At 56.5% G+C, this 24,362-nt stretch carries 20 protein-coding genes; 11 read left to right on the top strand and 9 right to left on the bottom strand.

Going from position 1 to position 24,362, the window contains the following annotated elements; all coding sequences use genetic code 11:
• Positions 1–19: 19 nt before the first annotated feature.
• Genes AC1Z3F_RS03700 through AC1Z3F_RS03680 form a run of 5 tightly spaced genes read right to left on the bottom strand, consistent with a single transcriptional unit; the run spans position 20 to position 5,694 of the window.
• Positions 20–1,162, bottom strand: a complete 1,143-nt coding sequence (locus AC1Z3F_RS03700; RefSeq protein ID WP_262197969.1) for a cysteine desulfurase family protein — start codon at positions 1,160–1,162, stop codon at positions 20–22.
• Positions 1,159–2,025 carry a carboxylating nicotinate-nucleotide diphosphorylase gene (nadC, locus tag AC1Z3F_RS03695; RefSeq protein WP_262197970.1) on the bottom strand — a complete coding sequence of 289 codons (867 nt, stop codon included), beginning with the start codon at positions 2,023–2,025 and terminating at the stop codon, positions 1,159–1,161. Before nadC ends, AC1Z3F_RS03700 begins: the two co-directional genes overlap by 4 nt.
• The gene (locus tag AC1Z3F_RS03690; RefSeq protein ID WP_262197971.1) at positions 2,022–3,641 is read right to left on the bottom strand and encodes an L-aspartate oxidase; all 1,620 of its coding nucleotides are present in this window, start codon (positions 3,639–3,641) and stop codon (positions 2,022–2,024) included. Before AC1Z3F_RS03690 ends, nadC begins: the two co-directional genes overlap by 4 nt.
• Positions 3,638–4,918: a quinolinate synthase NadA gene (gene nadA, locus AC1Z3F_RS03685; protein ID WP_262197972.1), complete on the bottom strand. Its 1,281-nt coding sequence runs from the start codon at positions 4,916–4,918 to the stop codon at positions 3,638–3,640. Before nadA ends, AC1Z3F_RS03690 begins: the two co-directional genes overlap by 4 nt.
• 50 nt (positions 4,919–4,968) lie before the next feature.
• Positions 4,969–5,694: an NUDIX hydrolase gene (locus tag AC1Z3F_RS03680; protein WP_262197973.1), complete on the bottom strand. Its 726-nt coding sequence runs from the start codon at positions 5,692–5,694 to the stop codon at positions 4,969–4,971.
• 137 nt (positions 5,695–5,831) lie between these two features.
• Between AC1Z3F_RS03680 and AC1Z3F_RS03675 the strand changes: the two genes are divergently transcribed.
• Both AC1Z3F_RS03675 and AC1Z3F_RS03670 read left to right on the top strand, forming a co-directional pair.
• Entirely contained in the window at positions 5,832–6,557 is a 726-nt protein-coding gene (locus AC1Z3F_RS03675) for an alpha/beta fold hydrolase (protein ID WP_483566576.1), read from the top strand.
• 318 nt (positions 6,558–6,875) lie between these two features.
• The gene (locus tag AC1Z3F_RS03670; RefSeq protein ID WP_262197975.1) at positions 6,876–7,604 is read left to right on the top strand and encodes a hypothetical protein; all 729 of its coding nucleotides are present in this window, start codon (positions 6,876–6,878) and stop codon (positions 7,602–7,604) included.
• A gap of 55 nt (positions 7,605–7,659) precedes the next feature.
• Here AC1Z3F_RS03670 and AC1Z3F_RS03665 read toward each other — a convergent pair whose 3' ends face one another.
• Together AC1Z3F_RS03665 and AC1Z3F_RS03660 are read right to left on the bottom strand one after the other, a co-directional pair.
• The gene (locus tag AC1Z3F_RS03665) at positions 7,660–9,243 is read right to left on the bottom strand and encodes a Na+/H+ antiporter (protein WP_483566575.1); all 1,584 of its coding nucleotides are present in this window, start codon (positions 9,241–9,243) and stop codon (positions 7,660–7,662) included.
• Between the two features lie 203 nt (positions 9,244–9,446).
• Positions 9,447–10,226: a helix-turn-helix transcriptional regulator gene (locus tag AC1Z3F_RS03660; protein ID WP_131087929.1), complete on the bottom strand. Its 780-nt coding sequence runs from the start codon at positions 10,224–10,226 to the stop codon at positions 9,447–9,449.
• A gap of 84 nt (positions 10,227–10,310) precedes the next feature.
• On the opposite strand from AC1Z3F_RS03660, the gene ilvD reads away from it, so the two are divergent.
• The gene (gene ilvD / locus AC1Z3F_RS03655) at positions 10,311–12,233 is read left to right on the top strand and encodes a dihydroxy-acid dehydratase (RefSeq protein WP_262197977.1); all 1,923 of its coding nucleotides are present in this window, start codon (positions 10,311–10,313) and stop codon (positions 12,231–12,233) included.
• 137 nt (positions 12,234–12,370) lie between these two features.
• On the opposite strand, the gene AC1Z3F_RS03650 is transcribed toward ilvD, so the two are convergent.
• A complete protein-coding gene (locus AC1Z3F_RS03650) occupies positions 12,371–13,036 on the bottom strand; it encodes a histidine phosphatase family protein (RefSeq protein WP_262197978.1) in 666 nt (221 codons plus the stop codon).
• 210 nt (positions 13,037–13,246) lie between these two features.
• Here AC1Z3F_RS03650 and AC1Z3F_RS03645 point away from each other — a divergent pair, with 210 nt between their 5' ends.
• From AC1Z3F_RS03645 to hpaD, 5 genes are all read left to right on the top strand, one after another.
• Positions 13,247–13,981 (top strand): hypothetical protein, encoded by a 735-nt coding sequence (locus AC1Z3F_RS03645; protein ID WP_483566574.1) that lies wholly within the window; start codon positions 13,247–13,249, stop codon positions 13,979–13,981.
• 290 nt (positions 13,982–14,271) lie between these two features.
• On the top strand, positions 14,272–15,798 hold the full coding sequence (locus tag AC1Z3F_RS03640) for a fumarylacetoacetate hydrolase family protein (protein WP_483566573.1): 1,527 nt from the start codon (positions 14,272–14,274) through the stop codon (positions 15,796–15,798).
• Positions 15,786–16,457 (top strand): GntR family transcriptional regulator, encoded by a 672-nt coding sequence (locus tag AC1Z3F_RS03635; protein ID WP_483566572.1) that lies wholly within the window; start codon positions 15,786–15,788, stop codon positions 16,455–16,457. The genes AC1Z3F_RS03640 and AC1Z3F_RS03635 overlap by 13 nt, the downstream gene beginning before the upstream one ends.
• Before the next feature lie 51 nt (positions 16,458–16,508).
• Complete coding sequence (gene hpaE, locus AC1Z3F_RS03630) at positions 16,509–18,002, top strand: 5-carboxymethyl-2-hydroxymuconate semialdehyde dehydrogenase (RefSeq protein WP_131087920.1); 1,494 nt, start codon at positions 16,509–16,511, stop codon at positions 18,000–18,002.
• Between the two features lie 34 nt (positions 18,003–18,036).
• A complete protein-coding gene (gene hpaD / locus AC1Z3F_RS03625) occupies positions 18,037–19,146 on the top strand; it encodes a 3,4-dihydroxyphenylacetate 2,3-dioxygenase (protein WP_262199748.1) in 1,110 nt (369 codons plus the stop codon).
• 158 nt (positions 19,147–19,304) lie between these two features.
• Here hpaD and AC1Z3F_RS03620 read toward each other — a convergent pair whose 3' ends face one another.
• Entirely contained in the window at positions 19,305–20,015 is a 711-nt protein-coding gene (locus AC1Z3F_RS03620; protein WP_131087919.1) for a FadR/GntR family transcriptional regulator, read from the bottom strand.
• Positions 20,016–20,168: 153 nt separating this feature from the next.
• Between AC1Z3F_RS03620 and AC1Z3F_RS03615 the strand changes: the two genes are divergently transcribed.
• The 3 genes from AC1Z3F_RS03615 to AC1Z3F_RS03605 are packed head-to-tail and all read left to right on the top strand — an operon-like array spanning position 20,169 to position 24,310.
• Positions 20,169–21,530 (top strand): SLC13 family permease, encoded by a 1,362-nt coding sequence (locus AC1Z3F_RS03615; protein WP_262197980.1) that lies wholly within the window; start codon positions 20,169–20,171, stop codon positions 21,528–21,530.
• A 44-nt stretch (positions 21,531–21,574) separates the two neighbouring features.
• Entirely contained in the window at positions 21,575–22,801 is a 1,227-nt protein-coding gene (locus tag AC1Z3F_RS03610) for a CaiB/BaiF CoA transferase family protein (protein WP_131087917.1), read from the top strand.
• A complete protein-coding gene (locus AC1Z3F_RS03605) occupies positions 22,802–24,310 on the top strand; it encodes a carboxyl transferase domain-containing protein (protein WP_131087916.1) in 1,509 nt (502 codons plus the stop codon).
• Positions 24,311–24,362: the final 52 nt, after the last annotated feature.

Here is a 24,362-nt window from a genome sequence, read left to right as displayed (position 1 = left end):
CCGCTAAGCCTCTGGCTGCTTAGCTCACCAGAGATTTGATGGTGGCGACCACCGCGCTGGCTACCTGACTGATCTCGTTTTCCTTGGTGCTGCGGGTGAAGGATAAACGTACGGCGGTATGTGCGAGTTCCTCCTCGTACCCCATGGCCGTGAGCACAGCTGAGGGTTCGGTGCTTCCGGCCGAGCAGGCCGAACCAGAAGAGCACAGCACTCCTCGACGTTCTAACTCGATGAGTACTGTTTCGCCCGCGGTGCGTGGGAAGACGAAGGAAACGATGCCGCCGATTCGTTGTTCAGGATCCCCGGTGAGTTCTACTAGGCCTGGCGCGATTGCGTTCACCTCCTTGGTGATGCGCTCAATGAGGTACTTCGAGTAGCTATCACCGACTGATGCTTCACGCTGCTCGGCGCCGAGTTGCAGGGCTCGTGCGATTCCTACTGCAGCTGCTGGGTTCTCAGTGCCTGAGCGTACACCGCCTTGTTGTCCCCCACCGTGCAGTAAAGGGACCAGGCGATGACGGTTGCTGAAGTACAGGACTCCGCTTCCTTTTAATGCGCCAATCTTGTGCCCAGAAATGCTCAGTGCATCAACGTGGGAGGCGAGCAGCGCAACGTCCAGCCATCCAGCGGCCTGTACCGCATCGGTATGCATCAAGGCACCGGCTGCGTGTGCAAGTGAAGCTAGTTCCTTGATGGGTTGGATGGTTCCAACTTCATTGTTCACCGCCATCACCGATAGCACTGCGACGTGCTCATCAATGAGGTCATTGGCTGCGTCCATGTCCACGATTCCGTTACGCCCTACCGGGATCATGCGGTGGGTGAAGCCATGGAACTGCACCAGATAGGCGCAGGCCTCTAGTACAGCCGGGTGCTCAATGGAACTGGTCACGACAACTTTTCCACGCGGATTGGCCAAGGCTGCACCGATCACTGCAGTGTTATCGGCTTCGGTGCCACCAGAGGTGAAGTAAATTTCGCTTTCGTCTACCCCGAGGTGATCGGCAACTTGAGCGCGGGCCCAGTCGCTGGCGCGCTTAGCTTGGTGGCCCAATTCGTGTAGGGACGCCGGGTTGCCGTAGTTGCTAGTAAGTAGCGGGGTGACGAGGTCAAGAACCTCTTGTCTCGGCGGTGCGGTGGAGGCGGCGTCCATGTAGATCATGCAATAACCATATCCAAACCGAGGTCAATGGCTCGCACCGAGTGGGTGATGGCTCCGCTGGAGATGATGTCCACGCCCGTTTCAGCGATAGGTCCGACAGTTTGAGCGCTAACCGTGCCGCTGGCTTCGATGATGGCCTGCCCATCAATGAGCTTTATAGCTGCGGGGATGTCTGCAAGATCAAAGTTATCCAGCATGATCACATCTACCCCGGCTGCCAGAACTGCGGGGATCTGCTCGATTCGATCCACTTCAACTTCCATGGCGGTGGTGTGTCCCAACCGGGCGCGAACCGCTACCAGCGCTTTAGTGAGCTCTTCACCCTCACCGAGCAATGCCAGATGGTTATCTTTGGCCATGAATGCGTCGGAGAGATTATCTCTGTGATTCACTCCCCCACCACAACGCACTGCATACCGTTCAAGTACCCGTAGGCCCGGTGTGGTTTTTCGGGTATCGGCAATGCGAGCTTTGGTGTGCGCAACGAGGTCTACCAGCTGCGCTGTAGCTGTGGCGATAGCGCTCATACGCTGCAATAGGTTCAGTGCTACCCGCTCTGCGGTCAATACCGAGGCTGCTGGTCCGTGAACTTTGAGCAGTTGCGCTCCAACCTCAAATTTTTCTCCGTCCTGGATCAGCGCAGTGACCTCAATCTGAGCATTGATCATTTTCATGGCCCGGGTAAAGACTTCGGCTCCGGCAAGTACTCCAGGTTCACGTGCGCTGACTACTGCGGTAGCCACCGCGCCCACCGGGACGATGGAATCTGCAGTGAGATCTCCCCGTGGATTGTCTTCAGCAAAAGCGATGTCCAAGATGCGATCAATAGCTTGGGCCGGTACTGGACGGATGGGCTGGTTCATGCGTGGACTTCCTTGCTTTCAGACTGATTGATTATTGGCTTCGCGGTATCTAGGACCCAACCGAAACGCTGTCTGTTGTTATCACTGCCAGCTGGCGCATCAAGTCGGTGATGCGCTCCGAGACTTTGTTTACGGGTCAGCGCGGCGTAGGCAATGATTCGTGCGCTGGTGAACAGGTTGTTGAGTTCAATTTGGGCACGTTGCTCTTGAGCTACCGGGACGCTGGCATCCAGTACGGAAATTAGCTGTTCAAGTCCATGCCCGCTGCGGTGTACCCCGAGGTGCTCACTAGCCAATGCTTGTAGCTGAGCTAGGTCCAATGGCGCTTTGGTCCACACCGGTGGCAACTGGGTAACTTGTAGGTCGCTGAGCTCGCAGACTCGTGTCGGTGCATCGGTACTCATGACGTAGATGGCTTTGCGGGCAAAGACCATCGCTTCCAGTAACGAGTTGCTGGCCAAACGATTGCCCCCGTGCACAGTGGTATTGGCACATTCCCCGGCTGCATAGAGCCCTGGCACACTGGTACGTCCATGGGTGTCGGTGTGGATTCCACCCATGACATAGTGCTGGGCTGCCACCACAGGTACTGGGGCCACTGCAAGATCCAGTCCGCACGCTTTCAGCCGCGCGCTAATGGAAGGGAAACGGCTGGCGAGGAACCCTTCTTCTCTCTGGCTCTCTATTTCGCGGGCGTCGATAAAGACTTGATGGCCTGCTTGGTATTGGGCGTGGATCGCTCGGGCCACCACGTCGCGTGGTGCAAGCTCTGCCAGCTCATCAATCTCCAGCATGAAGCGCTGGCCGAGTTCATTGACCAAGACGGCACCTTCGCCACGTACCGCTTCGCTGATCATGCCGGCATTCGGGTGAAGTGCTGGGTCAACCAAGGTGGGGTGGAATTGAATAAATTCCAGATCACTAATCACCGCTCCAGCACGGGCAGCTAACGCAATTCCGTCAGCGGTTGCACCTTGCGGGTTGGTGCTCGCTTGGTACAAGGAGCCGATACCACCGGTAGCGATGAGCACCGAATCAGCCTTGAAAGACTGTTGCTGATTTCCCTGTAGATAGTTCACCGTGCGCTGTCCATCATCACCGGAAACGATTTCGGTGACCAGAGCATGTTCTAGAAGATCTATTTTCCCTTCATAGGCAGCGGCGCGAACGGCCTGTGTCAGCGCAGCGACTAATCCTGCGCCCGTAGCGTCTCCGCCTGCATGCAGAATCCGATTAGCACTGTGCGCGGCTTCCAGCCCAAGTTCATAGTTGCCTGCCGTATCGGTATCAAAGTGGACCTGATACTTTTCCAGCGTGCTGACCAGCTCGGCAGCTGCACCGCATAGTTCCTGAACCGCATTTTGACCGCCGTACCAGGCACCAGCGCGCAAGGTGTCAGCTACGTGGCTAGCCACGCTATCTCCTACTGCCTCACCTTGAGCTGTCACCGCCGAAAGTCCACCTTGAGCGCAGGCACTGTTTCCGGCACCTAGTTGCTCTTTGGTCACCATGACTACTGGCAGTTCTAACCGAGCGGCCTCCAATGCTGCGCAGAGTCCAGCCACACCGGAGCCGATAATCACCAGCTTCCGGTCTTCCTTTAATGCCTTGTTCATGGCTTTGCTGCCAGCATGCGCTCTAGGGCAATTTTTGCGTCACCCTGCTGTTCTTTTGGCACAGTGATCTGGTTGACTACGCGTCCTTCTACCAGTTCCTCTAGTACCCAAGCGAGATAGCCGGGGTGGATCCGGTACATGGTGGAGCAGGGGCAGATCACTGGGTCAAGGCAGAAGATCGTGTGCTGTGGGTACTGGGCAGCCAGACGATTGACCATGTTGATCTCGGTACCAATGGCGAAGGTAGTTGGTTCCGTAGCAGCAGCGATAGCTTTTTGGATGAAGTCGGTGGAGCCAGCAGAGTCTGCTGCGTCGACAACTTCCATTGGGCATTCGGGGTGCACTATGACCTGTACACCGGGGAAGTCTTCACGCGCCTTGGCAATTTGGGCCGGGGTGAAGCGCTTGTGCACGGAGCAAAAACCGTGCCACAAAATGACCTTGGCGTCGAGTAAAGTCTGGGACTCATTGCCGCCCAGTTCTTTACGCGGTGTCCACATTGGCATCTGCTCTAGTGGCACGCCCATAGCCTTGGCGGTATTACGACCCAGGTGCTGATCAGGGAAGAACAGTACCCGGCGTCCGCGTTCAAAGGCCCATTCCAGGACGGTCGCTGCGTTGGATGAAGTGCAGACCAATCCCCCGTTGCGACCCACAAAAGCCTTGAGTTCAGCGGAGCAGTTCATGTAGGTCACCGGGATAACCGGCATCCGTCCGTCATCTTCTTCATCTGCGTACAGCGCCGTGAGGTCCTCCCAGCACTTTTGCACGCTGGGACCATCAGCCATATCGGCCATCGAGCAGCCAGCAGCCAGATTGGGCAGGATAACGGCCTGGTCATCACGGGAAAGAATGTCGGCGGTTTCAGCCATGAAGTGCACACCGCAGAAGATGATCGCCTCGGCCTTGTCACGGCTCAGGGCTGCGTTGGCCAGCTGGAAAGAGTCACCAACAAAGTCCGCGTATTTCACCACTTCATCGCGCTGATAAAAGTGTCCGAGGATAACTGCTTTCTCCCCCAGCTTTTCTTTGGCCGCCACGATCCGAGCATCCAATTCAGCATCGCTGGCTTTCAGATACTCTTCGGGAATGGAGCCCTGCACCGGGTACCCGGAAGGAATCTTGTCCTCTTGGGAAGCTCCGGGACCATAACCGGCTGGGGTATCCCACGGGTTTGCGGCCAGGTCGGTGGAGCAGGTGGATTCTGGAGCCAAGAGGTTTAGCCGGGTGATGTTCTGTGCGACAGATCCAAAGTTGTCAGTTAGTTCGGTGCTCATGGGGTTGTCCATTTCTTGCGAATCAAAAAAGATAAAGCTGGTGAAAAGTTCTAGGCCTGCGTGGGATCGACTTCCAGCGGGTCAGGTCCGTGGCCTACATAGCGGTAGAGTCGCGGAGGTCGGTGTTGTCCGCCAGCGAGGTACTCATCGGTGACCTCGATGGTCGCGGTGTTCTTCAGCGTGCGGCGGAAGTTCGCAGGATCTAGCCGTCGTCCCAAGATGGCTTCATATACGCCGCGCAATGCCGTGAGGGTGAAGCGCTCGCCCAGCAATCGATGCGCAATTTGCCCGTACTCGGTTTTATTGCGTAGTCGCCACAACGCGTAGTCAACGATCTTGCGGTGATCGAAGGCCAGCTGCGCGATCTGTGGATCATCGATGTCGAACCACGCCACATTTTCGTCTTGAACCGTTGTGCCCACTTGGTTGGCATTAAGTAAGGCGAAGTAGGCGATGGTGACCAGACGGTGGGTTGGAGATCTATCGATATCACCGAAGGTATATAGCTGTTCAAGATAATTAGGGCGCAGTCCGGTGGTCTCGGCCAGGTTGCGTCCCGCGGCTTGGCCCAAGGATTCTTGTGCGTCAACGGGTCCGCCGGGCAGGGCCCACAGTCCCTGGTGTGGTTCTCGGATTCGGCGCACCAGCGGTAGGCAGAGTTTATCCGGGCCACCGTCTTGTCCTTCTCGGATGCCAAGGATCACCGTGGAGACTGCCAGGGCCGGCGGCAGGTTGCGCCGCTCGTTGACGTTGGCCCATCCGGGTACCGATGACATGTTGTTACCTCATTTTCACTACATAGATTTCGTTAGAGTCATTCTGACATTAAGTCTCGATTGACGCTAACCTCTGTCCTGAATTCAGGACACAATGGCCTATGATCAATGGCATGACACTGGATCTAAATCTTCGAGTGATTCGCACAAACGCTGAGGTGAGTGGCCCTTCCGTGCTTTTCATCCACGGCTTCGCCTCATCTGGCGAATTGAATTGGGAGCGTTCGCGTTGGCTGAAATATTTCACTGATGCCGGGCGCAATGTGCTGCTCGTCGATCTGCCCGGGCACGGCAAGGACCCACACCGCAATGAGGGAAACTGGGCACCTAGCCAGATTCGCCAGTCGCTGGCAGCGATTGTCATGGAGCTAGATGAAGGACCAGTGGATGTCATCGGCTACTCGCTCGGCTCTCGCCTTGCGTGGGAGTTTGCGGCGTTTAATCCAGACCTGGTGGAGCACCTGATCATGGGTGGCCCAGGAGCCGGCGACCCGCTGGCCGCTTTTAATCTTGCGCAAGCTCAGGCCAACGTCACTTCCGGTGAACCGATCAACGATGACTACACGGCAACCATCATGAAGATTGCCTCCGCCGAACCAAGCAATGACCTCACGACCCTATTTGAGTTGATCGAAGCCATCAAGTCAGAGCCATACGATCCCGCAGCGAAGATCCCTTCGGTCCCCACGCTTTTAGTTGCTGGCGACCAGGATGACCTTGCAACCACCATGCCTCGGTTGCGCCGACTACTGCGAGACGCGGGAACTGCGAACGAGGTGTTGTGGCTGGCCGGGCGCAATCATGCCAATGCGGTGACCAGTCGCGAGTTCAAGGAGAAAGCACTGGACTTCTTGGGCAACTAGCACTTGAGCGCGAAGACCGGTGAAGACCATCAAGACAAGTCATGTCCTGATGGTTCACCATGCCAGTCTTCACCTAAATTTCGCCTTCAAACTATCGACAGTCCTCGATTGATCTCTTTCAACAATTATCTTGACTAAAATGCTTGCCCCGCGGATTCGACTGATGTTAGCGTCTTGTTCTAAGAGCGGTTCAAACGCAAAGCTACGTGCTGTTAATTACTCAGGCAATTGTTCAGCTGGTCCAAACGCGATGAGCCCCATCGACTGCACGATCGTCATCTTTGTTGATGCATCCACAACAGACTTCGAGGTTTTCTGATGAAATCAAAGCTCCCGCTACTCATTGGACTCAGCGCCGTTCTTCTGGCCACATCCTGCTCGGCAGCGTCCCCAACAAGCGAAGAATCCGGCACTTCGGCGGAGCCAGTTTCTGCAACTAGCCAGTCGCAGAAAGGGGATAAATCATCCGCCACACCATCGGCATCACCATCTGCCTCGGCATCTAAGTCACCGGCATCCGTCAGCGCGAAAGACATCATTCCCACGTTGGCCAAGCCGCAGACGGACGAGGACCGACCGTCCCAGAAGTTCAACGATTCATCCATCAAGAAGTCCAGTTTTAGGGCCCTGGCACCGTTGTCCTACGCCCAAGAATTTGCTGCAACCAATAAAGAGGGCGACCTATGCTTGGTTGCCTGGGCGCAAAGCGGAGACGGTGACGGCAGTGCAACTATTAACGGTCCCGAAACTGAATGCGACGCTCCCGCTGAGGTACAGAAGGACGGCTTGACGCTGAACATCGATGGCAGCGACAAAAAGCCCGGCGTTGTTCTGGCAATGCTTCCACCAGATGTGGCAGAGAAAGACGTCCGTACCGTCTTGCTGAAGATTCCGGGCAATCACGAAGATCTACGTCCACCGGTGGAGTTCAAAGCTACCGACTTTGGGATTGTCTCGGTAGCAATGGAACCGGCAACGGCGAAAGAGCTGGGAACCATCACCATTCCGCGCAAGGATGGTTCTGATTTCACGCTGGACCTTGACTAGATTTTGTATCAATCCGCTCGTCTAAGTTCCCACGCGGCAAAATGGGATCCGAGCTTTAATCGAATCGCTCGGGTCCTAGCCGCAGCTCTTCGACATCCATGTCGTTGTGGATCAGCCGTAGGACAGTGTCATCGATGTGCCCCTCATTGCGCAGACGCATGACGGTCTCACGCCTACGCTCCAACATGTGCAGGCGCAGTGCCCGGTATTGCCGGTCTCGACGTACCTCGTCGTCGCCTTCACCGTCCGTGGCTCCGGCGTTGAGGATACGCAGATGGGTTTCGAAATCCTCGCGTAGCTTCTGGCTCACGGCTTTGTCCGCGCCTAGGACGGTGGCGGCTTCGTCCAGTTCAACAAGGGCCGCCTCGGTTGCCGTTCTTTCGGCCAAGTAGCGTTCCTCGTCGATGGCAGTATCCCTCGTCATTTGGGCCCATCGGACCACCACCGGCAGTAGCAAACCCTGGACAAGTATGCTCACTCCGATGACGCCTGAAGTGACAAAGATAACTAATTCCCTTTCCGGGAACGGATCACCGGAGGCCACCAGCAATGGCACGCCAAGTGCTGCGGCTAGAGACACCGCTCCGCGGAATCCCGCCATGCCATTAACGATGCGTGTTTTGTGGCTGACTCGGCGAAGACGCTGCGCCGGGCGCCGGTCTATCCAGCGAATAATGTAGGTCACCGAGAAGAGGTGACCAATGCGCACTAGGACCAAGGCCAGTGAAATGACAACCAGCAGCACCGAGCCCCGTGCAATGAGACTGGAGTCCAGTGACCTCATGGCCGCTTGCATTTCAAGCCCAACCAGCACAAAGAGTGAAGCGTTCAGTAAGAACGTGGACAGGCTCCAAAAGCCATGGGACTGACGCCTGGATGCGGCACGTGACTTGCGCGGCTTGGCTTGGCTCATGATGAGCCCGGCAGTCACTACGGCCAGCACCCCTGATGCTTCGATGGTCTCTGCGATGAAGTATGCAAGAAATGGCGTCAAGAAGGTCAGTACCGTTTCTTGGGTTGGGCTATCCATCGCAGCGCGCAATCGCAGTATGGTCCATGCGAGGGCCGCCCCGATCAGCATCCCGCCGGCATAAGCCAGAAGCACTAACCATGAGACATGAGCAATAGTGATCTTTTCGGTTCCTACCGTAGCTCCGACGACGATGCCATAGATGACCAAAGCTGTGCCGTCGTTGATCAAACTTTCGGCTTTCAAAATTGTCACGTCTCGGCGTGTGAAGGTGCGGGTCAGTGCACCAACGGCCGTGGCATCAGTGGGCGCCAGTGCCGCGCCAAGCACCCAGGCTGGGCCCCAAGCCATGCCGAATACATGCGCAATGCTAGCCACGACTCCAGCGGTAACCAGCACAAGTAAGGTGCTGGCAAGAATGATTCCGCGAAGATTAGCTCGAATCTCGCGCAGCGAGGTAGTCAGGCTCTCCCAGAAGAGCAACGCTGGAAGGAATAAGAACAGCACCACTTCAGGTGGCAGGGAGACTTCGCGAAGTGCTGGCAGAAAACCCAACAGAAGACCGCCAAGCAACAGAAGCACCGGGGGTGCGATATGCAGCCGGCTGGCCAACCCGGTACACACAACGATGGTGATTCCCAATATGACAACTAGCTCGAGCCCAAACATTATCTGCCCCTTCGTGCAAGGGGCGCCGCTGCCCGGTTCAACGTGGGAGACTCAACGGTTGCCTGCCGATCTCCGCGATCCCCACCAAACTATGTGGTGCTTCCAGTGTGGCAGGGGAAGATTTCGTAGGTATTTCCAGCGATGAACATTGATGTTGACCGCCTCGTTGCTCTTCGAGAACAACAGGATGCTGAGAGATTCCTTTACAGTGGCGTATACATCAACAGGGTAAGGTCTGGGGCTTCAGCTGGCGTCAGGTTGTGCTGTTCATATTTGGTTAGCCCTTTGGCTGGATGGCGGAAGACCCGCTCCCCTGTTTGGAATCCTGCAACATCTCGCTCATTCCAAATCGCAGCAAATTCAGCCGAAGCCGCCGAGACTCGTGCGACGATTCCAGTCTCTCCCGACGGGCTGAGCCAGCCTCTGGTTTCAGCACGGAAGCTTCCCACAAAACCACGACTCTGCTTTTCCCAGTCTGGAAGCATCTCGCGCAATTGAGCGTCGGTGAACACGAGCCACAACAAGTTCCGGTCTTCAACGTCCACAGAAGTAATTCTCGGATAGAGCTGCGCATACTCGGCGTTCCAGCCAATGATGGCCCAGTCTGCAGACAGCAAGAAGGCCGGGAAATTCATGACGTCTAAGAGTCTTTGTAATGCGTCAGTCATTGGGCTGGATTCTTCCGGCGCCAATTCACCGTGGCCGGCTAAGGACAAGAGGTAGCTGGTTTCTACTGCACTTAGGCGGAAGAGACGCGCAAGAGACTGCATCACCTGACGTGAGGGATTGATGTCTCTAGCTTGCTCCAACCAGGTGTACCAGGTGGCAGATACCCCAGCGAGGGTGGCCACTTCTTCACGGCGCAATCCACGCACTCGACTGCGTCCCACTTCGGGCAAACCATGCGAAGCCCTGTCGGCGCGAGCTCTTCGGTCTTTGAGGAAGGCCGCCAATTCTTCGCGGCGACGCTGACCTGCGTTCATATCCCGATCCTCATATCATGGTAGTAGTACTACTAGTATCGTCACCGTCTGGGTTTCGGAACAAATCTATGGTGAGATTTTAAAATGACCACACTTCGTTCACACACCGTTACCCATGGCCGCAATATGGCCGGCGCCCGCGCACTGTTCCGCGCAGCCGGCGTGAATGGCGCAGATCTTGGCCGCAAGCCGATCATCGCCGTGGCCAACAGCTTCACCGAGTTCGTCCCCGGACACACCCACCTACAGCCAGTAGGTCGCATCGTTTCCGAAGCCATTGAGGCTGCCGGCGGTATCCCCCGAGAATTTAATACCATCGCTGTTGATGATGGAATCGCTATGGGCCACAGCGGCATGCTCTACTCGTTGCCTTCGCGCGATTTGATCGCTGACTCCGTGGAATACATGGTCAATGCACACTGTGCTGACGCACTGATTTGTATCTCCAACTGTGACAAGATCACCCCGGGTATGCTCATGGCCGCACTGCGCCTGAACATCCCTACCGTCTTTGTCTCCGGTGGACCCATGGAATCCGGACGCGCCACCTTGGTCGATGGCACCGTACGTACCCTGGACCTGGTTGACGCCATCTCGGATGCCGTGAACGAAAACATCTCGGACGCTGACCTCTTGCGTATCGAAGAGGCCGCATGCCCTACCTGCGGTTCCTGCTCTGGTATGTTCACCGCCAACTCGATGAACTGCCTGACCGAAGCCATGGGTCTGTCACTGCCAGGTAACGGTTCAACCCTTGCCACCCACACCGCCCGCAAGGACCTGTACCAAAACGCCGGCAAGCTGGTAGTAGACATCGCTAACCGCTACTACACCGACAACGATGAGACGGTCTTGCCTCGCAATATCGCCACCATCGAAGCCTTTGGCAACGCCATGGCCTTGGATATCGCCATGGGCGGTTCCACCAACACCATCCTGCACCTGCTCGCTGCCGCCCACGAAGCTGGCGTGGAGTTTGGTTTGGATGAAATCGATGCAGTGTCCCGCCGTGTACCGTGCTTGGCTAAGGTTGCACCAAACGCTGCAGGCGCTGGCAAGATCTACTACATGGAAGATGTTCACCGTGCCGGTGGCATCCCTGCCATCCTTGGCGAACTGCGTCGAGGCGGATTGCTTGATGAAACCGTCCACACCGTTCACGCCACCACCTTGGGTGAATGGCTTGATGACTGGGATATCCGTGGCGGCAAAGCCACCGAGGAATCCTTCGCACTGTGGCATGCAGGCCCAGGTGGCGTACGCTCGTCCACCGCTTTCTCGCAGTCGGCTCAGTGGGAAGAACTGGACACCGACGCAGAAGCAGGTTGCATCCACTCGGTAGAGCACGCCTACTCCAAGGATGGCGGCTTGGCTGTGCTTCGCGGCAATATCGCCGTTGACGGTGCAGTGGTCAAGACCGCTGGTGTGGACCCATCGATCTGGACCTTCTCCGGCCCAGCGGTTGTCTGCGAATCACAGGATGAAGCCGTAGAAAAGATCTTGAACAAGCAGGTGAAGGAAGGCGACGTTGTTGTTATCCGTTATGAGGGTCCTAAGGGTGGACCGGGTATGCAGGAAATGCTTTACCCAACTTCCTTCCTCAAGGGTCGCGGTCTGGGCAAGTCTTGCGCACTGATCACCGACGGTCGCTTCTCCGGTGGTACCTCGGGTCTGTCCATCGGACACGTTTCCCCAGAAGCTGCTTCCGGTGGCATGATCGCATTGGTTGAAGACGGAGATACCATCTCCATCGACATCCCTACTCGTGAGCTGACCTTGAACGTTTCCGAGGAAGTACTGGCCGAACGCCGCGAACGTTTGATCTCCACCACCGGTTACCGTCCAGCAACCCGCGAACGTGTGGTCTCCCCTGCGCTGCGTGCTTATGCAGCTATGGCGCTGTCCGCCGATAGGGGTGCGGTCCGCGACGTTGATCGTGTGGAGCGTGCACTGCGCGAAGCCGATGAGCGTGAAGCCGCCGCGGCACGCGAAGGTGCTCGGGCGTAGCTTACGCTTAGCCAAAATCTAAAGTAAGCCGCGCAAGCCGGCCCTGCCTTCGGGCAGGACCGGCTTGCGTCGTTTAGTCCGCAAACACTTTGGAAACTAGGCTCTGGGAGTGCTTCTGGCTCAACTAGTGTTGATTTCTAATTGCCATCAGGCGTTTCGGCGGCCGGCCCGTCTGATTCAGGAGACTGAACTTCAGGACCACCAATTGGCTGCTCTTGCCATTGGACAACACGCCATTGCCCGTCGGTTTCTTCCACGACAACCACACCGGTATTCAACACCGGAGTTTGCGCAACAAAACCAGGCTCAATATTGACGCACCGCGATCCAACCCAGCTACGGATGATCGCACCATGTGAGACAAACACCGCGCTGTCCACTGCTGAAGCACGTACTTCATCAACTACACGGTCAAACTTTCGCAGAACATCGCTCCCATTTTCCCCAGCACCGAGAATCATAGCTTCCTCCGAACCGTCGGCCCAATCCATGACGATTTTGAGATAAGTCTGAATTGAGTTTTCGTCGTTAGCCATTTCTAGGTCGCCGGCGGAAACCTCGCATATTCCAGAACGGGTTTGCACACTGATCCCCCGCGCTGAGGCTAATGGTTTCGCGGTTTGTTGCGTTCGTAAAAGTGGTGATGCGTAAATAGCGTCAATTCTCTCGTTTTCTAAAGTACGAGGCAACAAGTTGGCCTGTTCATGCCCCAACTTAGTTAGAGGCGCCCCTGGCTCGCCTGTGTCAAGATGACGTCCAATGTTTGATGATGTCTGACCATGACGGATCAAGATAATACGCATAGAACCATTGTGTCAGCGTAATTCCAAAGACAAAGGCCTTCGCGAAAAACGCATCAATAAAAGTCACGAACACATGGACTTTGTGAGATCGCGATTGACTGCAATGTCATGATTTGCCGTCAAAGCTAAATTGTCTCCCGCGTCACTTACTCTTAGTTCATTCAAGGAATCCACCTTGGATATTCACTCGCACTCTTATGGGAGCACATCATGAAAGTTTCCGCGATTCGCCGTGTTCACAACGCGGCCGTGGGCCTGGTTATCACCGGGGCGCTGGCGTTGGGCGCAATGCCAGCACAAGCAAGCGAACGTCCAATCGACATCACCGGTTATTCGGTGTCGTCCTTCACCGTGGCCGACACAAATTGCCGCAACGTCACTGTGAAAGCTTCAACCAAGGTGAAGTCGGACTACGAGGACGCTTCCGGGACTGTCGATGTAACCCGACGCGGCGGTGTAGTTGACTCACTCTGGTTTGATAATCGGAAGGTTTCAGACCGGGCGTTCATCTGCCCAAGTTGGGATGGGCTCGGCGCTTATAAGGTTGGTCCCGCGGATATTGGGGCGACTTCTAGTTACTGGCGCTCCGACTACGACATGATGTGGTCCGATTACTCCGACTACACGGACCGAACCAGCAAGACCTTCTACGTACGTGGCAAGGCAAAGAGCTCGGTGGCTGCCACACGCAGGGGCAGCAAGGTCACACTGACCGCCAAGGCTCAGGTCTACGCTCCGGATCGCTACGGCTACATCAAGTACAACGCCAAAAACGCCAAGTTCCAGGTCAAGTCGGGCACCTCGTGGAAGACGCTGAAAACTGTGAAGCTCACCAAGGGCACGGCCAAGCTGACTGTTACTCAGTCAAAGAAGAAGACCTATCGCCTATCGATTCCGACAGCCAGCTGGGCTGCTTCAACCACTAGCAACTCGGTGGCAAAGTAACTTACCAACAAAGGTGAGTCACAAGCCTCCAACATTATCCAGGAAACCGCCGCGCACCGTATTCTTCGATGATTACTCCACGAATCCTCATCATTGATGCACGTCGCACGTCAGAAACAGCAGCGCCGTCCAAGATTATTTTTTCTTGGGCGGCGCTCTTGCGTGTTCTGATATTGAGTCGATTTTTACCTGTTGAGGAACATCGCATTCATCCCGTCGGAGACTCTGCTTGACAGTCATTGAGATTCAGCGCACACTGATCGTATACGATTTGATGTACGACATGATCCATGACGAAAGTAGGACGATCAACGGTGACCACTACTGTTCCAGTAACCGATCAGACCTTCGCTCAGGCAGGTAAAGTTCTGGCTGTTCACCTGAGCTACTCCTCGCGTGCAGCCCAGCGCGGGCGCACCCCGAAGTTCCCTAGCTACTTCATGAAAGCGTCAAGCTCCTTAGCTGCCACCAACGGAAGTGTTGAGCGACCTGCCGGCACCGAGCTCTTGGCCTTTGAAGGCGAAATCGCACTGATCATCGGCACCGCTGCCCGCCGTGTTTCGGTTCAGGACGCATGGCGCCACGTTGGTTGGGTTACCGCTTCTAATGACCTCGGTGTCCATGACATGAAGTACGCCGACAAAGGTTCCAACATCCGCTCCAAGTCCGGTGACGGATACACACCAGTTGGTCCCAACCTGTTGGAAGCGGCCTCACTGGATCCGGCTAAGCTACGCGTTCAAACCTGGGTTAATGGTCAGATCGCGCAGGACGCCTCCACCTCAGAACTGCTCTTCTCCTTTGCACAAATCATCGCTGATCTCTCCCAACAGATGACCCTGCGGCCAGGAGACATCATCCTCACTGGCACCCCTGCCGGCTCTACCGTCTTCTTCCCAGGCGATGTGGTCGAGGTTGAGGTCACTGATCTGATCACCGGCACCACCACCGGAAAGCTTAAGACCACGGCTACCGAGGGAACTTCAGCTTTTGCGCCTTTCGGAAACCAGCCAAAGCTCACCGAACAAGACAAGGAAGACGCGTACGGTGACCGTGCTTCGGCCGGCCTGCCACCGGTGATCACCGGCAAAGACGTGCTCACCGACTCGGTGCGCGAACAACTCGCCTCGGTTGCTACTGCCACGTTGTCCGCCACCTTGCGTAAGCGCGGACTGAACAACGTCAACATCGAAGTTCCCGGAGCGACCAAGGGCATGCAGCGTGTGATCGGCACCGCCCGCACCCTGCGTTATATCCCAAACCGCGAAGATCTCTTCAAAGCTCACGGTGCCGGCTACAACGCCCAGAAGCAGTCCATTGACTCACTGAATAACGGCGAAATTCTTGTGATGGAAGCCCGCGGGGAGACTGGTTCGGCCACCTTGGGCGATATTTTGGCCCTGCGCTCTCAGCAGCTTGGTGCAGCCGGCATCATCTCCGATGGTGGTGTGCGTGACCTTGACGCGGTATCCAACCTAGATATCCCGGTCTTCTACAACGGCGCCCACCCAGCAGTGTTGGGGCGCAAACATGTGGCTTGGGACAAAGACATCACCGTGGCCTGCGGTGGCGTATCAGTCCAGCCAGGCGATGTGATCGTTGCAGACTCAGACGGCATTGTGGTCATCCCACCAGCAATGGTTCAAGAAGTTGCCGCAGAAGCGGTAGTCACCGAGTCCAATGACGAATTCATTTTCGCCATGGTCAAACGTGGCTACGGCATTGAAGGCCTGTTCCCAATGAATGCTGAGTGGAAAGCCAAGTACAACGCTTGGCAAGAAGCAGGATGCCCGGAGCTAGATTCATGGTCACTCTAATGACTGCTTCGAAGTCCGAGGTCGCTTACCAACTGGTTTCAGAGCGAATCAACACAGGCGCCTACTCCCCCGGGTACCGTCTGGTGCTTGGCACTATTGCCGAAGAACTTGGCTGCTCGGTAGTACCGGTACGCGAAGCAATTCGCCGGCTAGAAGCTGAAGGGCTAGTTCACTTCACTCGAAATGTCGGAGCCACGGTGGCCCAGGTTGATTCCACCCTCTACCTGCACACAATGCAGACGCTGATGATTATTGAGTCTGCGGCAACCGCGCTAGCCGCCGATGCCATGGACGCCGCGTGGCTGTCCAAGGCCCGAGAGCTGAACGAAAAAATCCGTCAATGCTTGGAAGATTTTGATCCGCTAGCTTTCACCCGCATGAACACCGAGTTCCACCAGCTGCTCTACGGCCAGTGCCCCAACCCGCACATTCTTGATCTAGTGCAGCGCGGATGGCGCCGACTTGCAGCGATGCGTGCCAGCAGCTTCACACACATCCCGTACCGTGCCCGCGAATCGGTCAAGGAACACGATGCGCTCCTGGATTTGATCGCCGATCACGCCACCCCGGCGCAGATCGAAGCGGCCTGCCGCGAACACCGCGCCCATACCCTGAACAGCTATTTGAAGGCTGCGGGCATGGAACCGAGCGCGATCTAGAACCTGATTTTTCACGACACACCAACACTCACCAGCACGAAAGGAATTGCCATGAGCAAGCACTTCGTACCAGAACACCTGCCAACTCACCTGCAGCACTACATTGACGGCGTATTTGTTGACTCCAAAGGCGGAGCAACCTTCGACGTTCAAGAACCGGTCACCAATCAGAATTACGCCACCGCAGCTTCTGCTCAGCCAGAAGACGTGGATCTGGCAGTCGCTGCCGCCAAGAAGGCCTTCAAGGAAGGACCTTGGTCCAAGATGCTTCCGCGCGAACGTTCGCGGGTACTGCATAAGATCGCTGACATCGTTGAGTCCCGCGATGACGAGTTGGCTCTGCTTGAGTCCTACGACTCCGGTCTGCCTATCACCCAGGCCAAGGGTCAGGCCCGCCGGGCGGCAGAGAACTTCCGCTTCTTCGCTGACCTGATCGTGGCTCAGGTAGATAATTCCTTCCGCGTGCCAGGGCGCCAGATGAACTATGTGAACCGCAAGCCAATTGGCGTGGCCGCACTGATCACCCCATGGAACGTTCCGTTCATGCAGGAATCTTGGAAGCTCGCTCCGGCCATCGCTACCGGCAACTCCGTGGTGATGAAGCCTGCCAGCTACACGCCACTTTCTGCTGGCCTGTGGCCTGGGATCTTCCGCGAAGCAGGCCTGCCTGAAGGCGTTTTTAACCTGATCTTCGGCTCCGGCTCTGTGGCCGGAGACTACCTGGTCAAGCACCCAGATGTGCCACTGGTTTCCTTCACCGGAGATTCCTCCACCGGCGCCACCATCTCCACCGCGGCTGCCCCGTTCTTCAAGGGCCTGTCCCTGGAGCTAGGCGGCAAGTCCCCGGCAGTGGTCTTCGCCGACGCTGATTTGGATGCGGCCCTGGATGCCACCGTCTTCGGCGTGTTCTCGCTGAACGGCGAGCGCTGCACCGCCGGCTCCCGCGTGCTGGTCCAGCGCGATATCTATGATGATTTTGTTGCCAAGTTCGCAGAACGCGCCAAAAACATCCGTGTGGGCCTGCCAAGCGATCCGAAGACCGAGGTCGGCTCGCTGGTGCACCCTAAGCATTTCGAGAAGGTCATGAGCTACATCGAAATCGGCAAGAAGGAAGGCCGCCTGCTGGCCGGTGGCGGCCGTGCCGAAGGCTTCGAAGAGGGCAATTACGTTGCCCCTACCGTTTTCGCCGATGTCGCCCCTGATGCACAGATCTTCCAGGAAGAAATCTTCGGCCCAGTGGTAGCCATTACCCCGTTCGACACCGACGAGGAAGCGCTGGAGCTGGCCAACAACACCAAGTACGGCCTGGCCGCCTACGTATGGACTTCCAATTTGAAGCGCGCGCACAACTTCGCGCACCAGATCGAGTCCGGCATGGTGTGGCTGAACTCGAACAACGTCCGCGACCTGCGCACCCCATTCGGCGGTGTGAAGGCTTCGGGTCTGGGACGCGAGGGAGGCTACCGTTCGGTGGACTTCTACACCACCCAGCAGTCCATCCAGATCACCCTGAACGAAGCCCACTCCCCTAAGTTCGGCGTCTAACTCGTACTTTGATTGTTTGCAAAGGAGCAACAACATGAGCAAAGAGATTTCTAACCCAATCCCTACCCCTTCTCTTTCAGCGCCGGATATTCTGCGCTGCGCCTACGCCGAACTGGTGGTCACCGACCTGGCCGCCTCGCGCAAGTTCTACGTGGACGTACTAGGCCTTCATGTTTCTTATGAAGATGAGAACCAGATCTACCTGCGTTCCTTCGAGGAATTCATTCACCACAACTTGGTACTCACCAAGGGGCCGGTGGCAGCGCTCAAAGCGATGGCATTCCGTGTACGCTCCACCGAAGAAGTGGATAAGGCCGAGGCTTACTACAAGGAACTGGGCTGTCGCACCGAACGCCGCAAAGAAGGCTTCGTCAAGGGCATCGGCGACGCCGTGCGTGTGGAAGATCCACTGGGCTTCCCTTACGAGTTCTTCTTCGAAACCACCCACGTTGAGCGCCTACACATGCGTTACGACCTGTACTCGGCTGGAGAATTGGTTCGTCTGGACCACTTCAACCAGGTCACCCCAGATGTGCCCCGCGGACGTAAGTACCTGGAAAACTTGGGCTTCACCGTCACCGAGGACATTCAGGACCAAGAAGGCACCACCTACGCGGCCTGGATGCAGCGTAAGGGTACCGTGCATGACACCGCGCTCACCGGTGGTGATGGACCACGTCTGCACCACGTAGCTTTCTCCACTCACGAAAAGCACAACATCATTCAGATCTGCGACAAGATGGGTGCACTGCGCATCTCGGATCGCATCGAGCGCGGCCCAGGCCGTCACGGTGTCTCCAATGCGTTCTACCTGTACATCTTGGATCCAGATGATCACCGCATCGAGATTTACACGCAGGACTACTACACCGGCGATCCAGACAACCCGGTCATCACCTGGGATGTGCACGATAACCAGCGCCGCGACTGGTGGGGCAACCCGGTTGTACCGTCCTGGTACACCGAAGCTTCCAAAGTCTTGGATCTGGACGGCAACGTTCAGGAAGTTATCGCCCGCACCGATGACTCGGAGATGGCGGTGACCGTCGGCGCCGACGGCTTCTCCTACACTCGCGAAAAAGATGAAGACGGCACCTACCGAGGTGAGCCGTCGAAGGGCTTCAAGCTGGGCAACCAGGTATAGGACACATCATTCAAAAGACTCCTGTGAGACAACGTCATCTCGTTATCCCACGGGAGTCTTCGCGTTTGAAGCACGTGGAGCTGTAGCCCGCGCGCTAAATCCGAATCAGGTGACCGTCTGGATCTGCGCCGGCATTAGATACTCAACAACCCGCTGACCTAGGAAAGATCCTTAAGCAACGCAACGTCGGAAACCATCTCGATGTGCTCTTGCATCGCAACCGCAGCACCCTGAGAATCACCATCTCGGATTGCCTCAGCAATTTTCCGATGCGACTCCAAAGACCGCTCCGGACGCCCGGGCTGACCCAGAGATTCCAGACGCGTTTCTAGCACCATCTCGGAAATAAAAGTCATCAGCTTCTGTAGAACCGCAGACTTTGCGGCCCTCGTAATTGCCTCGTGGAAAAGTTCGTCACCCTTCTCACCTCGGCCGCCATTAGCAATTTCTTCACCCATGACATCCAGGGCTTGGTTGATGCTTTTGAGGTCCTCTTCGGTACGTCGTTCGGCCGCCAGCGATGCCAACTTCACTTCGAGGGTGCTACGGGCTTCGACAATTTCGGGAAGCCTATTTTCGTGTTCGCGTAGCTCCCGCAACACTGTGGCCACACTCGGTCGATACACCAAGACGGCACCGGTTCCGTGCTTTACGTCAATGACGCCCAAGACCTCCAACGCCACAAGCGCTTGAGCCAACGTTGCTCGGGAAACCCCAAGCTGGTCTGCTAATTCTCGCTCAGCTGGCAGGTGGTCACCGGCCCCGAGTTGCTCTTGTTCCACAAAGGCCAGGATCTGCTGCATGAGCTGTTCATAAAGCCTAGGGCGCTGCACTTTGGCAAAGCCCTTAGGCTTCTGGATCTCAGCCATGTTCACTCCTTTTTGATGTTTCTTAGCACCAACCTACACCGAAAATTGACTTGACAAGACACTCAGAGTCTAGGAGGCTAGGCCAGTGAGCCAGTGACGCTCGTCACATACAAACTACCTCGATTTGCGGCCACCACGAAAAGGATATTCCACATGTCTGTCGCATTAGTTTCCATCATCATTCTGGCGGTGATGTTCATCGTCGCCACAATGTTCCCCATCAATATGGGGGCCCTGGCCTTCGTCGGAGCATTCCTGCTCGGCACTCTTTTCCTTGGCATGGATTCCAAAGAAATTCTCGCCAGTTTCCCTGGCGGTCTGTTCTTAACGTTGGTAGGCGTTACCTACCTCTTTGCCATAGCCCAAAATAACGGCACCATCGATATCTTGGTGGACAGAGCCGTGAAACTGGTGGACAGCCGCATTGCGCTGATTCCTTGGGTCATGTTTGTCATCACCGCAGCCATCACCGCCATTGGCGCCTTGGGCCCAGCGGCGGTTGCGATCATCGCACCTATCGCTTTGAACTTCGCGCAGCGCTACAAGATCAACCCACTGATGATGGGCATGCTCGTTGTACACGGCGCCCAGGCCGGCGGCTTCTCCCCTATCGCCGTCTACGGCGTCATCGTCAACGGCCTGATCGACAAGGCCGGTTTTGAATTCAGCCCGACCGCTTTGTTCCTGACCAGCTTTATTTTCAACCTGGCCATCGCCATTGTCCTCTTCCTCGTTTTGGGTGGACGTAAGCTTGCCGGCCAGCGCGCTGGTGCAATTGCTGAACGTGTTGCCGAAGCACGCTTAAGCGTTTCTGCCGGTGCCCATGCGGCAGACGTTGACTTCAAGGCCAGTGGCTCGGGAACCTACGGACCACGCGACCCAGCTGGCGACGGTGCCGCTCCGCATGCTCCGGGCCAGCGTTTTGGCCAGATTATGACCATCATCGGATTGATCGCCCTGGCAGTAATCGCTCTGGGCTTCAAGGTTGATGTTGGATTTGTTTCGATCACCATCGCTGTCTTCCTCGCACTGGTCAACCCGGCTGCACAAAAGGGTGCCGTCAACAAGATCAGCTGGTCTACCGTCTTGCTCATCTGCGGCATGCTCACCTTTGTTGGTGTCCTGGAAGAAGCCGGAACCATCAAGTACGTTTCTGACGGTGTGGCCAACCTTGGGGCACCATTGCTCGCCGGGCTACTGATTTGCTACATCGGCGCTGTGGTCTCCGCCTTCGCGTCCTCCACCGCCATCTTGGCAGCATTGATTCCACTGGCCATTCCATTCCTTGACAGCGGATCAATCAGCGCTACCGGATTGATCTGCGCGTTGGCCATCGCCTCGACCGTTGTTGACGTCTCGCCCTTCTCTACCAACGGTGCGCTGGTTCTTGCCAATGCCCCGGAAGGCACCGACAAGGACCGGTTCTACAAGCAGGTGCTTGGCTACGGCGGCATCATCGTTGTTGCAGGACCAATCTTGGCTTGGGCGCTGCTGGTACTTCCCGGTTGGCTCTAAACACTAATTCTCATTACTTACCTGCCATCTAAAGGAGGCTCCTCATGAGTTCAACTACGCAAACAGCTGCCACTTCGAGCCAAGGTGCCACCGGACCACTGAGCGGCTACGTTGTTCTGGACCTAACCCGTGCCTTGGCCGGCCCCCACGCCGGCATGATGATGGGCGACCTTGGCGCCAAGGTCATCAAGATCGAGACCGTCGGTACCGGAGATGACACCAGAAGTTGGGGTCCGCCCTTTGTTGGACCAGAAGATAACCGTCAGGCCACCTACTTCCTGTCGTGCAATCGCAATAAGCTCTCGCTGTCACTAAATCTGAAAGATGAAGAGCACAAAGCCAAGCTGGTTCAGTTGATCAAAAACAGCGATGTTCTGATGGAAAATTTCCGCACGGGCGTGCTGGACCGACTCGGCTTCAGCGTTGAGGTTCTTCACGAACTGAACCCGCGCTTGGTCATCTTGTCGATTACCGGTTTTGGCCACGACGGACCAGAAGCTCACCGCAGCGGTTACGATCAGATCCTTCAAGGTGAAGCTGGGCTCATGTCGATCACCGGTTCAGGCCCGGAAGATCCACAGAAGGTCGGTGTTCCCATCGCGGATCTGCTCTCCGGGATGTACGGAGCCTACGGCGCATTGGCCGCGCTACTTGAACGAGAAAAGACCGGACGCGGACAGGTAGTTCGCACCTCCCTGCTGGCCTCAATCATCGGTGTGCATGCGTTCCAAGGAACCCGTGCCACCGTGGCCGGACAAAATCCGAAGGCCATCGGTAATCACCACCCCTCGATCGCCCCGTACGGTTTGTACGCCTGTAAGGACTCGAAGGTTCAGATCAGCATCGGCAGCCAGAAGCTGTGGCAGAACTTCGCCAACTCTTTCGGTCTTCCTCCTGATGATCCACGCTTTGCCGATAACTCGGCCCGCGTGGAAAACCGTCCGGAACTGAACGTTTTGATCGAAGAAGCATTCGCTAGCTACACCGCGCAGGATCTGCTAGTCGCACTCGATGAAGCCGGGATTCCTTCGGGCAAGGTACGCAGCATCGAAGAAGTGTATGAGTGGGAACAGGTCAAGTCGCAAGGTCTGATCGTCGAAGTTGAGCATGAGGTCCTTGGCAAGATCAACCTTCCTGGCCCCCCGCTGCGTTTCTTTGACCCGGCCACGAATCAGGAAACCACACGCACCAAGCACAGCGCACCTCCAGTACTCAACGGTGACGCCGAAGAAATTGAGCAATGGCTACAGGCTCGAAAGGATGAAGCCTAGATGAGTACCCCAACGTTGCGCATCGACGCCGCGGCCCTGCTTGATATTGTGCTGGACGCTGATTCTTTTGAATCTTGGGATAAAAAGCCACAACAGCCACCGCTGAGCGCAGAATACGCGGCAGATCTTCAGGCGGCCGAAGCTAAAAGTGGCGCCGACGAAGCGGTTATTACCGGTAAGGGTCGGATCCACGGGCGCGAAGTGGCGGTCATCGTTTCTGAGTTCAAATTCCTTGCCGGTTCTATCGGGCAGGCAGCGGTACAGCGCATTGTGGCTGCGATTCAGCGGGCCACCGCGCAAAAGCTTCCGCTGCTCGCCGGACCAGCCTCCGGCGGTACCCGAATGCAGGAAGGCACACTGGCATTTTTGGGCATGGTCTCCATTACCGATGCGGTGCGTCGACATAAGGAAGCTGGCCTGCCTTACCTGGTGTACCTACGTCACCCCACCACCGGTGGTGTCATGGCTTCGTGGGGATCATTGGGGCATATCACCGTCGCTGAACCCGGAGCCCTGCTAGGCTTCCTGGGCCCGCGCGTCTACGAAGCACTTTATGATCAGACGTTCCCAGATGGCGTGCAGGTTTCAGAAAATCTGTTCCGTAAGGGACTGATTGATGCTGTCGTTCCGCCGCAGGAACTCTCCAGCTTGGTAGATCGTGCGTTGTCTATTTTGCAGGCAGCTCCGTCGGGCAATGAATTTCCGGCCCCGGCAGGTCAGCCGTATCTGCGCGAAAGCAAAGACGTCTGGGAATCGGTGATTGCTAGTCGCAACCCCCGTCGGCCCGATACTCGGATGCTGTTGGCATCTGCTGACGAGGCCTTGCCGCTGAACGGCACCGGCCAGGGTGAAAAGGATCCCGGCTTGATGCTTGCCCTGGCTCGCTTTGGCGACCAGGGGTGTGTGGTAATTGGGCAACAGCGTCCTCGGCACCCGGAGACAGCAAGTTTGGGTCCAGCGTCGTTACGTGAGGCACGACGAGGTATGCAGCTGGCTCAAGAATTGAACTTACCGTTGGTGACCATCATTGATACCACCGGAGCCGAGCTATCGGTGCAGTCAGAAGAAGGTGGGTTGGCCGGGGAAATCGCGCGATCGCTGAATGAACTCATTGGCCTGCGCGCCCCTTCGGTGTCAGTGCTCTTGGGCCAAGGAACTGGTGGCGCAGCGTTGGCACTGCTCCCGGCGGACCGCACCCTGGCTGCCGAAAATTCTTGGCTTTCGCCGTTGCCACCGGAAGGTGCCAGCGCGATCATTCACCGCACCACCGACAAGGCGGCCGATATGGCTCGCGGACAAAAGATCAGTGTTGCTTCATTGTGCGAGGCCGGACTAGTTGACCATGTAGTGGAGGAACAGATCGATGCGGCGAAGCGTCCTCGCGAATTCTGTCAGGAACTTGGCGCTGCAATTGCTGCCGAGATTTCGTTGGCGCGGGCTATTCCTGATGCCCATCGTTTGGCGCGTCGTCAGCTGAAGTTCCAGCGCATTGGTGAAGCTTCCGCCTAGGAAGTCATCACACAAAAGTGGTTCGAGCTCTTCTAATATGAGGGCTCGAACC

The sequence above is a fragment of the Glutamicibacter sp. MOO4 genome (genome assembly GCF_056934395.1).
The sequence above is the reverse complement of the archived record's forward strand: the minus strand, read 5'-3'. Positions and strand labels throughout refer to the sequence as shown.

Coding starts and splice junctions, on each gene's coding strand:
- AC1Z3F_RS03690 (WP_262197971.1), bottom strand. CDS start 3,641: ATGAACAAGGCATTAAAGGAAGACCGGAAGCTGGTGATTATCGGCTCC.
- AC1Z3F_RS03620 (WP_131087919.1), bottom strand. CDS start 20,015: ATGGCTGAGATCCAGAAGCCTAAGGGCTTTGCCAAAGTGCAGCGCCCT.
- AC1Z3F_RS03610 (WP_131087917.1), top strand. CDS start 21,575: ATGAGTTCAACTACGCAAACAGCTGCCACTTCGAGCCAAGGTGCCACC.
- AC1Z3F_RS03640 (WP_483566573.1), top strand. CDS start 14,272: ATGACGAAAGTAGGACGATCAACGGTGACCACTACTGTTCCAGTAACC.
- AC1Z3F_RS03700 (WP_262197969.1), bottom strand. CDS start 1,162: ATGATCTACATGGACGCCGCCTCCACCGCACCGCCGAGACAAGAGGTT.
- AC1Z3F_RS03650 (WP_262197978.1), bottom strand. CDS start 13,036: ATGCGTATTATCTTGATCCGTCATGGTCAGACATCATCAAACATTGGA.
- AC1Z3F_RS03645 (WP_483566574.1), top strand. CDS start 13,247: ATGAAAGTTTCCGCGATTCGCCGTGTTCACAACGCGGCCGTGGGCCTG.
- AC1Z3F_RS03680 (WP_262197973.1), bottom strand. CDS start 5,694: ATGTCATCGGTACCCGGATGGGCCAACGTCAACGAGCGGCGCAACCTG.
- ilvD (WP_262197977.1), top strand. CDS start 10,311: ATGACCACACTTCGTTCACACACCGTTACCCATGGCCGCAATATGGCC.
- AC1Z3F_RS03670 (WP_262197975.1), top strand. CDS start 6,876: ATGAAATCAAAGCTCCCGCTACTCATTGGACTCAGCGCCGTTCTTCTG.
- AC1Z3F_RS03615 (WP_262197980.1), top strand. CDS start 20,169: ATGTCTGTCGCATTAGTTTCCATCATCATTCTGGCGGTGATGTTCATC.
- AC1Z3F_RS03605 (WP_131087916.1), top strand. CDS start 22,802: ATGAGTACCCCAACGTTGCGCATCGACGCCGCGGCCCTGCTTGATATT.
- nadA (WP_262197972.1), bottom strand. CDS start 4,918: ATGAGCACCGAACTAACTGACAACTTTGGATCTGTCGCACAGAACATC.
- AC1Z3F_RS03635 (WP_483566572.1), top strand. CDS start 15,786: ATGGTCACTCTAATGACTGCTTCGAAGTCCGAGGTCGCTTACCAACTG.
- nadC (WP_262197970.1), bottom strand. CDS start 2,025: ATGAACCAGCCCATCCGTCCAGTACCGGCCCAAGCTATTGATCGCATC.
- AC1Z3F_RS03665 (WP_483566575.1), bottom strand. CDS start 9,243: ATGTTTGGGCTCGAGCTAGTTGTCATATTGGGAATCACCATCGTTGTG.
- hpaE (WP_131087920.1), top strand. CDS start 16,509: ATGAGCAAGCACTTCGTACCAGAACACCTGCCAACTCACCTGCAGCAC.
- AC1Z3F_RS03660 (WP_131087929.1), bottom strand. CDS start 10,226: ATGAACGCAGGTCAGCGTCGCCGCGAAGAATTGGCGGCCTTCCTCAAA.
- hpaD (WP_262199748.1), top strand. CDS start 18,037: ATGAGCAAAGAGATTTCTAACCCAATCCCTACCCCTTCTCTTTCAGCG.